The following is a 14,351-nucleotide window of genomic DNA, read 5'->3' on the forward strand; positions in this document are numbered from 1 at the left end:
TGCCATCTCACCAAATATTGCCATAGTATCCAGAATTGAGGAATCCATATCCTTTATCGAGAGATGGTTTACCAAGGCAGAGAACATATCTAATTCCATCTCCTGAAATCCGATAAACGGAATGAGGAAGAAGGCGACCGAAAAAATGAGAAAAAAACCTTCGGCCGTTCGGAAGATGCCCAGAACCCCGCAGCGAACAGCATAGGTAACACATACTCCATAGATAGCGATCACCGCCCACCCTGGCGTACCAATCAAATATTCCGATAACAAGAAATCAGCAAGCTCCCTTAAATTGAGAGCAGCTAGAAAAAGATGGAGTATCACGATGTAAATTACGAAAATGATATGGAGGGGGCGGCCCACCACTTTGCCCCCGAACTCTACAAAAAACTCGTTGGGGCGAGAGGAAGCGAGCTTATAGGCGGGGTAGCAAAACAGCAGCCCCAGCAAAGCGCCCACCACAACGGCAATCGGCGTAGAATACTTGCTGCCTCCTAGTAACATTCCTGCATAAAAAGCAACGACGGTGGTGAAGGTTTGTAAGCTGAAAAGCGCAAAGATTTGATTGGTTGTTATGTTCTTGAGCATTCATTCCGCCTCCTAAAGTCCGATCGTGTCAAAACGATCCGCCCAGCATCGACTTGCGTAAATATTCCATCATCATGATGAAATTCCATTGATCCTTCAGTTTAAATGTGACTTCTGAGATGACAAAAAAACAGATGGAGACGAGTAGAACCGTCATCCGTTTTTTTAGCTGAACGCCCTCTTTTTTCTGTATCATCCAGTCTGCCAGCATGATGAGCACATACAGGATGCCGATATAGACCACATTGATCCCTCGCTATCTATTGGTTTCTTGGACTACAGAACGAAACACACCGCCCGTACGATTTAATTTAATCTTCACGTCAACCTCAATCGGGAGTTCCTTGGCGTAGTAATTCTTCCATTGATCTCGCATGGTGTGCCAAATTTTTGGATGACTCCAATCCAGATACTGGCTCATGAGGAAGGCATCAGAACGGGCTTTTCGAGTCTTGTTCAGCACGTGGATAAACTGCTCTTCAACGTCTTTACTTAAAATATCTTCCAATTGATGGAGAACTTGCGGGTCCTTTAAATCGATATGAGAGAGAGAGGATTCAATATAAGCTTTTGCACTGCTATCGACTCTGAACGAGACCTGATCTCCCTGTACTCTCGGCTTAATGCTCGTCTTAATTCCCTCGATGTAAAAACTAATCTCCTTCCCATCGGTGGGAGATGAGAGGGTGAGCGTAGTATTTTTCAGCTGGGAGCTGATCCACAGCGCGGTTCGATGCTCGAGAGGGGTGAGTTCGATCTTTGTCATTTTACCGCCGCTGAAGATCGCTGCTCCTCCGGAGCCCATCCAACGGTTCGTTTTTGGATTCTCCTTTGCAATTTCTGGAAGCTCTCCGAAGGACAGCAGCGGAATCAGAATATCCCCGCCTTGGTATAGCGCCAGCTTGTAATCCTTGACAGTAGTGTCCAATACATAGTGATTGTTGACGTATTTCCGCAGGATGTCGCTGAGAATCCGTTCGAATACCATCGGTGCCTTCGTGATTTCTTTAACGTCACCCGGGGTTACGAACAAGCTGGCACTCAGCCGGAAGGAGGGCTGACGGAAGACAAATTCAACAACTTCGTCCAAGCCATGCTCCGCCTCTCTTCGGCCCACCACAACGATGCGAGTTTGACCAAAGGTGACATTCCGGGGCACGTCAATTTGAATTAGATTTAAAGCCTGACTTAGGTTTTCTGCTCTTCTAGTTATAAAGCTAAACGGATCCCCTTGGTGTTGCCCCGTCCCGCCGGCTTCCCCGGGAATCATCCGGTTCGGGAGCGGAATGCCTACGGTCAATTCCACCTGCCCGTCCTCCGTCCGATCGATGAGTACCGTGTTCACAAACGCACGGTTGTTGAGCTCCTGAGCGGACCAGCATCCGCCAACGCCAATGAAGAGCAAGATAATCAATGTTGCTGTTGCGATAGCGCGGTGGATTCTCGTCACTCGAAATCACCTTTCTTCTCTTTTACCCAACTGCGAGGATTTGAGTTTTGTCGGTTTTCGTTGTTCGAGAGTTGCATCGGTCGTTTGTGCATCTTCCACCAAGGAACCCGAATGAACGTATCTCCCAAATCCTTGCCCATGAGCGGAGCAATCGGGGATAAATAGGGAAGTCCAAAAGATTCTAAATTGACCAAATGGATGTAAATCAGGATTAACCCGCAGGTGACGCCGTACAACCCAAACATGGAGGCTAGGATCATAATCGGAAAACGGAGCAATCGAAACGCCAAGCCTAAATCGAAATGGGGGATGATAAACGAAGCGATCCCCGTTAAGGAGACGATGATCACCATGGCCGCTGATACGATCCCAGCTTGAACTGCAGCTGTGCCGATGATCAAGGCGCCGATAATGGATACGGCTTGCCCGACCGATTTTGGAATTCGAATGGAAGCTTCACGAAGCGCTTCAAACGCCAGTTCCATCGCAAAGGCTTCCCATAGTGCCGGAAAGGGGACGATCTCCCGCGAAGCAGCGATCGTAATCAGCAGCTGGGAAGGGATCATTTCCGGATGAAACGTGGTGACTGCGATATAAATGGACGGCAGAGTTAAAGAAGCAACTACGAAAAAATAACGAATCCAGCGAATCCAGTTCGCTGCGACATAACGCTGATAATAATCCTCCGCCGATTGCAGCAGCATCGGCAAGGTCACCGGAGCGAGCAATGCGATCGGTGAACCATCTACAATGATGGCGATTCTTCCTTCCAAAATCGCTGCGACGACGACGTCAGGTCGTTCTGTGTACTGAAGTTGCGGAAAAGGCGTGTAAGGGTTATCCTCGATGATTTCTTCCACGTAGGCGGAACCCAGAATTCCGTCCATATCGATATTGGACATGCGACGCTGCACTTCTTTCAGCAATTCCGGCTTACATATGTTCTCCATATAAGCCAGCACAATACTGGTTCGAGTTTCCCGACCTTTATTGACCGTCGGGGTTTTCAGATGTGGACTTTTAATCCGGCGGCGAATCATGGTCAAATTCTTCTCCAAGTCCTCGATGAAGGCTTCTCTAGACCCGCGGATGACAGATTCGTTGGGAGCTTCATCAATACTGCGCGTCGGGTAAGCGGAAATGGAGAACGTCAACATCCGCTTATCCCCGTCGATCATCAGCAAAGCTTCGGCGTTCAGGATGGCTTGAATCGCTTGATTTAAGTCATCGATCACGGTAGCTTGAGATACACTTAACGCTTTATCCTCGAATAGGAACTGATAAATATCTTTCTCCTGCAGTAACGAGGCTTCTCGTTGTAAGCTGCGTACGATAAATTGCTGGACCGTTTCCTGTGCAATCATCCCGCGAACATAGACGAGAACACACGGTTGACCCGAACTGATCGTAAATTCGCGATAGATGATGTCTGAGCTATCTTTAAGCACCTGCTTCATCCACTCTAACCGAGCTTGTAAGCTTTGATCGTTAGAGAAGGCTGAAGCATCCATACGGCTTGGGGGGAGTGTTGGTGTTTTGCCTGACTTTCCCCCGAGGGAGTGTTTTCGACGTTGCAGCTTTCTTATGATACGCATGGAACTACCTCCTTCCTTAGCCGACTATTCCCAGTTAAGATGCGCCGTTGACAGGAGAAATATACTAATTTTTTGGCAAAACCGGAGTGAAGACCAACAACAATCGTAACGAGATTATTTTTGAAGCAAGTTGGTAATAAAGGGTAACGACATCATCAACAAGAATAGTCCAGTGGGGAAGGGTTCTCATGCCAAGAATAATGTTCCGAAATACGCACAAAAAGCGCAGTCCAATCCGAAACAGCGGGGAATCGCAAAGTAACACTTCGGCTGACAACTGCATCACACGGAGCGTTCATGCGTCAGTTGCGAGCATCGTTCGTCACTTGAATGCTCCTGATGATTTAGTGACCCGGTTTATCTGCGGTGCTGAAGGGACTCCTCCATGCGCCATCGTGTGTATTGCCGGTCTAGCGGATTTGAAAATGATTAACGATCATATCGTTACATCCATACAGCAGGCGTATTCCGCCATTAACTGTTCTGAGCCCATCACCGGACGAGAATTGTACCAGCGGTTGGACAAGCAATTTCTATCGGTTCAAAAATATAAAACAACGCGATCCCTTGACGAGATTCTCGTATCTTTGTTGTCTGGGGATACCGCGTTACTTATTGATGATCTGGATCAGGTTCTCCTGATTGGCAGTAAGAAATGGACAGGACGGAGCGTGGAGGAGCCCGAAACGGAAGCGCTAGTCCGCGGGCCGCGTGAAGGTTTTAACGAGAGCATTGAGACGAATGTTATCCTGCTTCGGCGGACGATCCGGGATCCGAAACTTCGATTCGATCCCTACCGCATTGGGGAACGTGGGAAGAAAGAGCTCATTATCGCTTATATCGATAGCATTGTGCATCCTGCGCTTGTCCAAGAGGTAAAACGAAGAGTCGAGTCGATCGATATTGACGATGCGCCGGAAAGCGGGATGATCGAGCAGCTCATCCAAGACAGCTTCTTGACACCGTTCCCTCTGATCCTGCATACGGAACGTCCGGATAAGGCTGCTTCAGCGATTCTACAAGGTAAAGTTGTGATATTACTGGAAGGTACGCCATTTGCGTTAATTATGCCAACGACATTCGAAACTCTAATGCAGTCACCGGAAGATTATTATGAGCGCTGGCTGATTGGATCTTTAATTCGGATCTTGAGATATACGGCGGTATTTGTATCGTTGACATTTCCATCGTTATACATCGCTCTAGTGTCCTTTCACCAAGGGTTGATTCCCTCCAAGCTGGCCTTTTCGATTGCGGCAGCTAGGGAAGGCGTGCCGTTCCCAGCCGTCATCGAAGCTTTTCTCATGGAATTGACGTTGGAGCTGCTCCGGGAAGCCGGGATCCGCCTGCCCAAGCCGGTCGGGCAAACGATCGGGATCGTAGGCGGCTTAGTGATCGGCGAGGCGGCGGTGCAGGCGGGGATTGTAAGTCCAATCATGGTCATTGTCGTATCGGTGACGGCCATCTCCTCCTTTGCGATCCCTGCCTACAGCGCAGGAATTGCTTTCCGGATCTTGCGGTTTATTATCATGATAGCTGCATCCATGTTTGGACTTTACGGGATTATCCTAATTCACATCATGATCTGCATTCACCTATCGAGACTGAACAGCTTTGGGATTCCTTATTTAACACCATTAGCTCCCAGCTACTATCGCGACTGGCGGGATATGTTCATTCGAGCCCCATTAATGATGCTGTCGAAGCGACCTCAATATATGGCAACCAAAGACGATTCCAAGATGGGAAGTAGGGAGGGCGGTACATGAAGTCCTTCAAGTACGGGGATCAAGAAATAGACAGTTATGAAGTGTTCGCCTCCGTTGCGAATATGGTGCTTGGTTTCGGCGTGCTTAGCTTGCCACGCTCCATCATACAGAAGGCAAATTCGGTCGACGGTTGGATATCGATCCTCATTGGCGGTGTAGGCGCCATTTTCTTTACGTGGATTGTCGCCAAGCTCATCTCTCGATTTCCAAAGCGGAATTTGTATGATATCGGCAGATCCGTCATTGGTAGGCCGCTGGCCTTCCTGATCACGCTCATGTTTGCCGTATATATGTTAGCCGTTGTTGCTTTTGAAACCCGGGGGGTAGCAAGCATTTCCCGCTTATACTTGTTCGATCGGACTCCGATCGAGATCGTCTGCCTGGTCTTTCTCCTAGTGCTTATCTATGGCGTATCCGGCCCTAGTGTGGCCTTGTTCCGGTTAAATACGTTGTTTTTACCGATCGTGATCATGCTGATCTTCGTCCTATTATTGATGAATATCAGCCATTTTGATATCCATAACCTGATGCCGTTTTTTGTGACCGACTGGCGGGAGTTGCTGATAACTTCCAAGGAGTCAGCCTTCTCATTTCTTGGGTTTGAGATTTTATTGTTCTACAATATGATTCTCACAAAGCCGAAGCAAGCCGTTAAAGCTTCAACGCTGGGAGTGCTGGTTTCGCTTGTGCTCTATTTGCTTGTGTTTTTTTTCAGCGTGGGCGTCTTTGGTCCCGAGGTGACCGCCAGCACGCTGTATCCCACGGAGGAGTTGGCCAAGCAGGTTGAGGCTCCCGGTGGTTTTTTTGAACGGTTTGAGTCGATCTTTTTCTCGGTTTGGGTGCTTACCCTGTATAATTCGGCGGTGATGGCCTTGGATGTGTCTCTGTCTGCGATTGAAGCTGTTTTTTCAAAAGTCAAGCGCACGGCGTTGGCGATAGGGGTAGGACCCATTCTTTATCTCGCGATGATGCAGCCGCAAAATATCAATGAAATTCAGCTGTTTGGCGATTGGATTAGTTACGGCGGCATCGGGATGGGAATGATTGTTCCGACCCTTCTGTTATTGTTGTCGATGCTGCGGGGGGTGAAGGGGCGTGCGTAGGGTCCGCTGGATTTGGTTTATCGCGCTGATCCTAGCCATAGGGATGACCGGGTGCTGGGATAGGGTCGAAATTGAAGATCGTGGGTTTGTCGTAGGGGCTGGAATCGACCTTGCTGACGAGGAAGAAGCAGAGGAGGGTCAATATATTCTAACCTACCAATTTGTAATTCCAGGAGGGTTGCAGGCAAGAGAAGGCGATAGTAACAATGGGAGTTCATCCCAAAAAGCATACTTTAACCTATCCTCTGCAGCGAATACGATGTTTGGGGCAACCCGGAAGCTGTCCTATCAAACGAGCCGCAGTCCCTATTTGCAACATTTACGCATGATCCTGATTTCCCGGAAGCTGTCCGAAAGCGGCGAGCTTGCCTCTGTATTGGATGTATTCCTTCGAGACCATGAAATGCGTCGAGCGACTAAAATTATGGTGACGGAGGGAGAAGCGCGTGAAGTGCTGGAGACAAATCCGAAAAACGAGAAGCTGCCGGTGATGTTTTTTGAATCCACGTCGCTAAATCCAACGAAGAGCTCCAGTATATTTCCGCCAACGAACATCGGAGATGTCCAAGCTTATATCTTGTCAAAAAGCAGCTTTGCCCTGCCGATCATTCGTAAACATGGGAATGAGGTCTCTGTTTCCGGGGCAGCTCTCTTCGATAATGCACAGAGGTTGAAGGGGTTTCTAAATGAAGAGGAGACTTCAGGATTAAACATCCTGCGCGGAACCGCTAAGGACGGGGTTATAGAGGTGCGTGTGAATGATGAGTACATCGCTTATGAGATCAAAGGCTTACGGCAGACTATCCAAGCGGATGTGTCCGATCCCGAGCATATCCGGTTTACCATCCATCTGGAGTTGGAGGGAAACGTTGGCGAGACCCAGGAGCGATTGGATCTGCTTTCCGCTCATCAGCTTGCGGAACTCGAGGAGAAAACCGAGCAAGAAGTAATCCGCATCACCAATGGAACATTAACGAAGCTGCAGCAGGAATTTAGAGTGGATGTTCTTGATTTAGGAGACGAGCTGAATCGCAGGCATCATGCGCTTTGGCAGAGCATCAAGGACGATTGGGAGCAGGGCGAACGTTATTTTTCCCGATGCGATATCGAAGTAAAAGTCCGCGCCAAGATTCGCATCGTAGGTTCAACGTTGGAAACCAAATAAGGAAGGAGGAGAATAGCTCATGTGGAATATCGTGCGAGATCGGCTTCCTACCACGATGACCTGGGTCTGTGCAGTATTGTCGGCGGTGATTCCTTGGATTGTCTATTCCATCAATCAGGCGCTGCATCATTACGGGGATCCACCATGGAAGAGGAAGTGAATATCCGGGGCTTTTGACCTGCATCCCAATGAATAAAGCAGCAAGAACCACCCTTCCAAAACACGCCTTTAGGACTATTTAGGGCGGAGTAGGTTTACGCGATATTTATATGTAAAGGTAGATTTTAGGCGGTGTACGCGCAGAGTAAGAAGGGGGGGTTATATGAGAACTCATGTCATGGAGCTTCAGGAAGGGGATCGTCTGAGAACCGATGTGTTTAACCGTGCCGGGTTGCACATTCTTCCGAAGGGGACAAGCATTCATGCGGAGGAAATCGCCCTGCTGATTCGGCAGAGTATCGATTATGTCGATATCGAATTGCGCGAAGGGGAAGTCACCCTGAACTCTAACAAGAATTCAAGCTTTATCCAGCATTTGCGCGATAATTTTTACTTTACGGTGAAGGGCTATCAGACGATCTTTCTAGAGGCGCTGACAACCGGAAAATTTAACCAATCGATGGTTGAGCATCATTTGGTGCCTATGCTTGAGGTCCTGGATCGAAATAAGGATGTCGTGTCACTCCTGATCGCTTTCACAGAAGAGGATGTTAACATTTATAACCACTCTTTGCAGGTGGGTCTGTTGTCCTATTATATTGCCACTTGGTTGGGACACCCGCCAAATGAATGTTATGAAATTAGCAAGGCGGGGTATCTGCACGATATCGGGAAGAGTCAGGTGCGGCAATCCCTTCGCAACCGCGAGCATGAATTAACGGGGGAAGAACGGGAGGAAATGAATCGTCATACCTCCTACGGTTATGACATTATCCGCCGATCGACAGGGGAAGAAGTGACGGCTCTCGTCGCACTTCAGCATCATGAACGGGAAGACGGCTCCGGTTTTCCGGCCAGCTTGCGCAAAGAGAAAATCCATCCTTATGCCGAAATCGTTGCGGTAGCGAATGAATACATAGCGATGACGTCTCCAGACGCATCAGGTTCGCGGCAGGATATCTTGACGGTGCTGCGAAACATTTATAATCTCGGCTTCGGCAAGCTGAATGAGAAGGCGGTTCAAGCGTTGACGGCCAATCTTCTGCCGAATTTCATCGGGAAGAAAGTGAAACTAAGCAACGGTGAAACGGCGACGATTGTTTGGAACAACCCTACTGATATTTTCAAACCGTTGGTGCAAATCGACGAGTGGCAGTTCCGGGATTTGTCGAGAGAACGAAATATCGATTTAGTGCATGTGTTTATGTAAAATTACATAAATCCAGTGGAAGCAACCCGCTTCTCAATCAAAAGAGAAGGGGTTGTTTTTTTGTTCGTACTACTTGGGATAGAAATGGCAGGTTTACTTGCTGTTTCTCCCGTCGTCATAACTGAGCTGCCATTCGATGCCGTATTTGTCCTTTAGGTTGCCGTAACAAGGGCTCCAGAACGTTTCTTGCAGCTCCATTTTAACCGAGCCGCCTTCTTTGAGGCGCTCAAACGCGGTAGTGATTTCCTCCCGATTGGTGCTGATCAGCGCCAAACTGATATTGGTTCCAACGGTATAAGGGGAACCCGGGAACACATCGGAGAACATCAGGTTGCTGCCGCTTATCTTCAAGTTGGCGTGCATGACCCGATCCTTCGCCTCTTCAGGAAGCGTATAATCCGGCTCTGCGGAGTGCGCTTCGCCGTAGGTCATGATTTGCGGCCGCTCCACGCCAAACGCCTGGGCGTAAAACTCAACCGCTTCACGGCAGTTGCCGTCGAAATACAAATATGCGTCAATCGGCATATCAATCTCCTCCCTTAAAAATCGCTCGCTTATTCACATTTGACTCCTTTACATCATACCCAGAATCCGCGAACTCGAATCAGACAAAATCCATTACTGGGAGATATTAACTCCAATTTATTTTCACTATTTTAGAAAGAACATTTGATGAGAGATAAGGGATATATTCAGTAAGATAGAGACTTTTTGTTTACATTGCGATAATATAATTCGTAAATTAATATCATAAAGATGTTTATACTTTAAAATAAAATTCCAAAACTTAATGAATAAATTTCCAAAAAATTTCACATGGTTTGCTTGTTTTTTGTCAGCTTTGCGCTTAAGATAGGATTGCAAGTCTAGTAAATATATCCAAATAGTGAAGTAGGTAATGAATGATGGCTATTCATGATAATATCCTGATCAAGATTCGCGATATGAAGGAGAATCTGACGCCGGTCGAGCGCATGGTAGCGGAATATATTCTCGCTAATACGGAAGACATTCCCCACCTGTCGATCAAAAGCTTGGCCAAGCTGAGCAAAACAAGCGATGCTTCTGTGCTTCGGTTCTGCAAAACGATGGGATACAGCGGTTACCGTAGCTTTATCGTCAGTATTTCAGCGGCGCTTGGCTCGATGGACGACGAGCGGAAGGACCAGTACACGGATATCCAACCGGGCGACGACCTGGATACGATTATCGCCAACATTTCGCGCAACAATATGAAGTCCATTGAGGATACGTTAAGCGTGCTGGATCGCGGTGAGGTTGCCCGTGCCGTTAAAGCGCTGCGTGCCTCCAACCGCATTGTGTTCTTTGGGATCGGCGCCTCCGGATTGGTGTGTCAGGACGGGGAACAGAAATTTTCACGAATTAATAAAATGTGTCATTCGTACACCGATGGGCACAGTCAGTTGACCGCGGCGACATTGCTTGGCAAAGGTGACGTTGCCATCTTCGTCTCTAACTCCGGAAATACCTTGGAAATCATAGAGACACTGGAGATTGCCAAGAAGAACAACGCTACGACCGTCGCCATTACCAAATACAACAAAAGTGAGCTTGCAGATAAGGCGGATATCCTGCTTGGCATTTCCACACCCGAGATCACCATGCGTAGCGGGGCGATGGGTTCCCGGATTGCGATGCTAACGATCATTGATATGCTGTTTGCTGGGGTGGCCAGTGCGGAATATCAAAATGTGAAGAAGTATTTGACCAAAACGCACAGTATTTTAGCCGCGAAACACAAAAGATAAGAGTATCAACTCCACGAGACATGGGATCCTGACGATCCAATGTCTTTTTTTGTTGAAAAAAGGAGTAAAAAATCAAAAATATATTACATAGTAAAATTTTATTTCAAAAACTATTGACGGGGTAAAGTTTACCACCGTAAACTAAGACTCAAGTAAAGGGTGGATCAAACCAGATCATCAGTGAGGAGAATGAAGACGCCATGGAAGAATATTATGCAGGTCTGACGACGGAGGCTATCAACCAGAACACGCTAAGGATTGATGAATGCTCGACCGAAGAAATGCTGCGTCTGCTGAATCGGGAGGATGCCACGGTGCCCGCCTGCGTTGCTGCGGAAATTCCGCAGATCACCAAGGCGGTGGATCTTCTGCACCAACTGCTGATGCAGGGGGGGAGAATGTTTTATATCGGGGCAGGAACTTCTGGTAGATTGGGGGTGCTGGATGCTTCGGAATGTCCACCAACCTTCGGCGTTGATCCTGAGCTGGTGCAAGGGCATATCGCTGGTGGAGACATCGCTTTAAGAGCAGCTGTCGAAGGTTATGAGGATAACGAAGAGGAGGGGATCGCATTAATCGAACGGCTTGGGGTGACGAACAAGGATGCTGTGATCGGTATTTCTGCCAGCGGCAGCGCCAGCTTCGTCATCGCCAGCCTGAAGAAAGCTGCCGAGCTGGGGGCGACGACCATTGGCATCGTCAACAACAAGGCATCCAAGCTGGAGGCCGTCTGCGATATTTGTATCTCACCTGTCGTAGGGCCGGAAGCGATTATGGGTTCAACCCGTCTGAAGGCGGGAACGGCGCAGAAGCTGGTGCTTAACATGCTCACGACCTGCACGATGGTGAAGCTGGGGAAAACGTACAATAACCTGATGGTGGACTTGAAGGCTAGCAACAAGAAGTTGTATGACCGTTCCATCCGCATCCTCAAAATCGCCACCGGCGTCGACAGCGCAACCGCTGCGAAAGTGCTGGAAGAGGCATCGCTGAACTGCAAGCTTGCGATCCTGATGATTAAGACGGGGATGGAGGCCAAGGAGGCCGAGCGCGTATTAAGCGAGTGTGACGGAAATCTCAAGCTGGCTATTCGCACACAAAACAAAGTGGTTTAGCACGATAATCCAGGGGGAGGATTTTTTGCTATGAGAAAAATGCATGTATTGGCATCCGTATTGGCATTAACCATGTCGATCAGCTTATTGACGGCATGCGGGTCGGGGAACAAAGCCGCGAACGGCGGCAATTCCGCCGCTCCCAACAACACGAATGGCGCCGCTGAAGCGCCTGCCGAGGCCAAAGACACGATCACCGCGTTACTCCCGCCGGTTTCTGGCAACTTCCAAAGTCGTTTTGAGGAAATCGAGAAGAACTTCAACGCCCTTTATCCCAATTTAACCTTAAAGATTGAACCGGCCAGCTGGGAGGACATGACGCAGAAGCTGGATACGCAGGTTAACGCCGGCAGTCCCCCAGACATTGCCTTTATCGGATCGGATGGGATCTCCAAATACGTGCAGCAAGGGATGTTGATGGACATCACCGATACAGTGACCCCGGAAATGGTCGCGGATTTTGATCCGACGCCGCTCGAATACATGAAGAAAGCGGATGGATTGTACGGGTTCCCGGCCTACATGGAGGTTCACGCCCTTGGCGGCAATAAGCAGTTCCTTGAAGAAGCGGGAATCGATTGGAAAAGCGTGCAGCAAAACGGTTGGACGTACGAAGAGTTCCGCGAAGCGATCAAAAAAGGCGTCGTGAAGGAAGGCGATACGATCAAACGGTACGGCTTCGTGTTCGCAACAGCCGGGGTGACGGCCAAGGATTATCTGAACATCCTTATCAAAAATGCCGGAATGCCAGCCGCGTTCACCAAGGACCTGAAATTTGCTTACACCAGCAAAAATTACTTGGAAGTGCTGAAGGCGGTACGGCAAATGATCGATGACGGCTCGATGCCGAAGGAGCTGAGTTCCGTCGATGCCGGCAAACGCTGGAACATGTTCCTAACCGGTCAAACGATGATTACCGGGAAAGGGCTGGCCACCTTCGAGAACTCGGCAAATCAAAACAATGAGAAGCTGAAGGCCAATGACGGCAGTGCGGTCGCTGGCAGCATTCCGGTTGAGTACATTGTCCTTCCTGTCCCCACGTTCCTAGGTCAAGAGCCGGTCTCCAGCACAGTCGTGGACGGTTATGTCACCTTCCGCGGCAAGAAGGAACCCAGCGCCGAGCATAAAGCTAACGTCGTGAAGGCGGCCTACTATCTAGCCAGCGGCAAAGTAGCGGCATTGACGAACAATGACCTGTTTGCGGCTCACATTACCAAGAGCGGCAGAGAAGCGGCGAAGGACCTGACGGTGAACCGGAATCCGGATAACGTTGCCGCAGTCGAAACTTTGTTATCCCACGCCAATCCGGCACGTCCGGATATCCCGGTGGAGCTTGGCGCCCAGGCGATCAAGCTGGAGGATGAAGTGATCATTCCGAAGCTGCAAGCCTTGTTGGCTGATGAGATTACGCCGGAGGAAATGTACGAAGCCGTCAAAAAAGAAGCGATCAAGATGTTTGGGGAAGACGGCGTAGTGATCGACTAACCAATGGAGGATCGGATAGCCGTGGGGAAGGTCTGCGGCTATCCGAACCGTTTTTTTACACTAGCGAAAAGGAGTTTGGACACGATGGCCCAGTTGGCAAAAATGCGGACGACAGGCCCAACCAAAAGAAAGATGCTGCGGATCAAAGGAGACACGAGCTGGGCATACGCTTTTATCGCCGTGGCGCTGGTCGTCTACGCCGTATTTACCGCCTATCCTGTTATCAGCGCTTTGATTATCAGTTTTCAGGAATACAAACCGCTGGGTTCCCAGTTTGTCGGATGGGAGAATTATGCAAACACCTTCACCGACAGCTTATTTTGGAAATCGATCAAGAACACGATTGTTTATACCGTTTTAACCGTTCCGGTCTCTTTGTTCCTGTCTTTTGTGATCGCCATCATGATCCATCCGCTGCGTAAAGGAATGCAAACGACCTTTAAAGCGATCTATTATTTGCCGGCGGTGGCATCCGGTGTAGCCCTGTCGGTTGTCTGGCTATGGATCTTTGATCCAATGACGAGCGGGATCTTAAACCAGCTGCTAGGCTTGTTTGGCATCACGAACCAGAACTGGCTGGGCTCCAGCTCAACGGCGATGTTCTCGCTGGTGTTGATGGCCTGGCTGTCCAGTCACGGCACGAGCATTATCATCTATTTGGCGGCGCTGCTTGGCATTGATCATAGCTACTATGAAGCGGCGGAGCTGGATGGGGCATCGTTCCTCCAGAAGATCTGGTACATCGTAATTCCCTGCCTCAAGCCAACAACGTTGTTCCTGCTGGTGACCGGCGTAATCGGTTCTTTCCAGGTGTTCCAGAACGCCTATCTGATGACTGGAGGCGGTCCGGATAACGCGACCACGATGGTGGGGCTGCTAATTTTTAACAATGCCTTCAAGTATTTTGAATTCGGGGAGGCGGCGGCACAATCCTTGATTC

General features: G+C 49.0%; 14 protein-coding genes. 9 read left to right on the plus strand and 5 right to left on the minus strand.

Annotated elements, in window-relative coordinates; translation table 11 throughout:
• The 4 genes from POTG_RS16430 to POTG_RS16445 form a co-directional block, all read right to left on the minus strand.
• Window positions 1-591: GerAB/ArcD/ProY family transporter (locus POTG_RS16430; protein WP_157273482.1), on the minus strand; the 591-nt coding region annotated here is incomplete at its 3' end.
• Between the two features lie 28 nt (window positions 592-619).
• A complete protein-coding gene (locus POTG_RS16435; RefSeq protein ID WP_009225966.1) occupies window positions 620-835 on the minus strand; it encodes a hypothetical protein in 216 nt (71 codons plus the stop codon).
• A 12-nt stretch (window positions 836-847) separates the two neighbouring features.
• Window positions 848-2,041 (minus strand): Ger(x)C family spore germination protein, encoded by a 1,194-nt coding sequence (locus POTG_RS16440; RefSeq protein WP_009225967.1) that lies wholly within the window; start codon window positions 2,039-2,041, stop codon window positions 848-850.
• Window positions 2,038-3,636 (minus strand): spore germination protein, encoded by a 1,599-nt coding sequence (locus tag POTG_RS16445; protein ID WP_009225968.1) that lies wholly within the window; start codon window positions 3,634-3,636, stop codon window positions 2,038-2,040. The genes POTG_RS16440 and POTG_RS16445 overlap by 4 nt, the downstream gene beginning before the upstream one ends.
• A 188-nt stretch (window positions 3,637-3,824) precedes the next feature.
• Between POTG_RS16445 and POTG_RS16450 the strand changes: the two genes are divergently transcribed.
• The 5 genes from POTG_RS16450 to POTG_RS16465 all read left to right on the plus strand — a co-directional run bounded on the left by POTG_RS16450 (window position 3,825) and on the right by POTG_RS16465 (window position 9,042).
• On the plus strand, window positions 3,825-5,405 hold the full coding sequence (locus POTG_RS16450) for a spore germination protein (protein ID WP_036645900.1): 1,581 nt from the start codon (window positions 3,825-3,827) through the stop codon (window positions 5,403-5,405).
• Complete coding sequence (locus POTG_RS16455) at window positions 5,402-6,508, plus strand: GerAB/ArcD/ProY family transporter (protein ID WP_009225970.1); 1,107 nt, start codon at window positions 5,402-5,404, stop codon at window positions 6,506-6,508. Before POTG_RS16450 ends, POTG_RS16455 begins: the two co-directional genes overlap by 4 nt.
• Window positions 6,501-7,673 (plus strand): Ger(x)C family spore germination protein, encoded by a 1,173-nt coding sequence (locus POTG_RS16460; protein WP_009225971.1) that lies wholly within the window; start codon window positions 6,501-6,503, stop codon window positions 7,671-7,673. The genes POTG_RS16455 and POTG_RS16460 overlap by 8 nt, the downstream gene beginning before the upstream one ends.
• 19 nt (window positions 7,674-7,692) lie before the next feature.
• Window positions 7,693-7,833, plus strand: coding sequence for a hypothetical protein (locus tag POTG_RS24450; protein ID WP_016311926.1), 141 nt, complete (start codon window positions 7,693-7,695; stop codon window positions 7,831-7,833).
• 162 nt (window positions 7,834-7,995) lie between these two features.
• Window positions 7,996-9,042 carry an HD-GYP domain-containing protein gene (locus tag POTG_RS16465; protein WP_009225972.1) on the plus strand — a complete coding sequence of 349 codons (1,047 nt, stop codon included), beginning with the start codon at window positions 7,996-7,998 and terminating at the stop codon, window positions 9,040-9,042.
• A 93-nt stretch (window positions 9,043-9,135) separates the two neighbouring features.
• Here the strand turns inward: POTG_RS16465 and POTG_RS16470 are convergent, their stop codons facing one another.
• The gene (locus POTG_RS16470; RefSeq protein ID WP_009225973.1) at window positions 9,136-9,567 is read right to left on the minus strand and encodes a VOC family protein; all 432 of its coding nucleotides are present in this window, start codon (window positions 9,565-9,567) and stop codon (window positions 9,136-9,138) included.
• Between the two features lie 380 nt (window positions 9,568-9,947).
• On the opposite strand from POTG_RS16470, the gene POTG_RS16475 reads away from it, so the two are divergent.
• The 4 genes from POTG_RS16475 to POTG_RS16490 all read left to right on the plus strand — a co-directional run.
• Window positions 9,948-10,811: a MurR/RpiR family transcriptional regulator gene (locus POTG_RS16475; RefSeq protein WP_036645902.1), complete on the plus strand. Its 864-nt coding sequence runs from the start codon at window positions 9,948-9,950 to the stop codon at window positions 10,809-10,811.
• A 200-nt stretch (window positions 10,812-11,011) separates the two neighbouring features.
• Window positions 11,012-11,926 carry an N-acetylmuramic acid 6-phosphate etherase gene (gene murQ / locus POTG_RS16480; RefSeq protein WP_009225975.1) on the plus strand — a complete coding sequence of 305 codons (915 nt, stop codon included), beginning with the start codon at window positions 11,012-11,014 and terminating at the stop codon, window positions 11,924-11,926.
• 30 nt (window positions 11,927-11,956) lie between these two features.
• Window positions 11,957-13,411, plus strand: coding sequence for an ABC transporter substrate-binding protein (locus POTG_RS16485; protein ID WP_009225976.1), 1,455 nt, complete (start codon window positions 11,957-11,959; stop codon window positions 13,409-13,411).
• 84 nt (window positions 13,412-13,495) lie between these two features.
• Window positions 13,496-14,351 (plus strand): carbohydrate ABC transporter permease (locus POTG_RS16490; RefSeq protein ID WP_036645904.1); only part of this gene is annotated, 856 nt, incomplete at its 3' end.

It is taken from the genome of Paenibacillus sp. oral taxon 786 str. D14, assembly GCF_000159955.1.
Lineage (GTDB): Bacteria > Bacillota > Bacilli > Paenibacillales > Paenibacillaceae > Fontibacillus > Fontibacillus phoenicis.

Excerpts from the sequence above, each read along its gene's own strand:
- murQ (WP_009225975.1), top strand. The coding sequence starts at position 11,012 with ATGGAAGAATATTATGCAGGTCTGACGACGGAGGCTATCAACCAGAAC.
- POTG_RS16445 (WP_009225968.1), bottom strand. The coding sequence starts at position 3,636 with ATGCGTATCATAAGAAAGCTGCAACGTCGAAAACACTCCCTCGGGGGA.
- POTG_RS16470 (WP_009225973.1), bottom strand. The coding sequence starts at position 9,567 with ATGCCGATTGACGCATATTTGTATTTCGACGGCAACTGCCGTGAAGCG.
- POTG_RS24450 (WP_016311926.1), top strand. The coding sequence starts at position 7,693 with ATGTGGAATATCGTGCGAGATCGGCTTCCTACCACGATGACCTGGGTC.
- POTG_RS16465 (WP_009225972.1), top strand. The coding sequence starts at position 7,996 with ATGAGAACTCATGTCATGGAGCTTCAGGAAGGGGATCGTCTGAGAACC.
- POTG_RS16475 (WP_036645902.1), top strand. The coding sequence starts at position 9,948 with ATGGCTATTCATGATAATATCCTGATCAAGATTCGCGATATGAAGGAG.
- POTG_RS16450 (WP_036645900.1), top strand. The coding sequence starts at position 3,825 with ATGCCAAGAATAATGTTCCGAAATACGCACAAAAAGCGCAGTCCAATC.
- POTG_RS16485 (WP_009225976.1), top strand. The coding sequence starts at position 11,957 with ATGAGAAAAATGCATGTATTGGCATCCGTATTGGCATTAACCATGTCG.
- POTG_RS16455 (WP_009225970.1), top strand. The coding sequence starts at position 5,402 with ATGAAGTCCTTCAAGTACGGGGATCAAGAAATAGACAGTTATGAAGTG.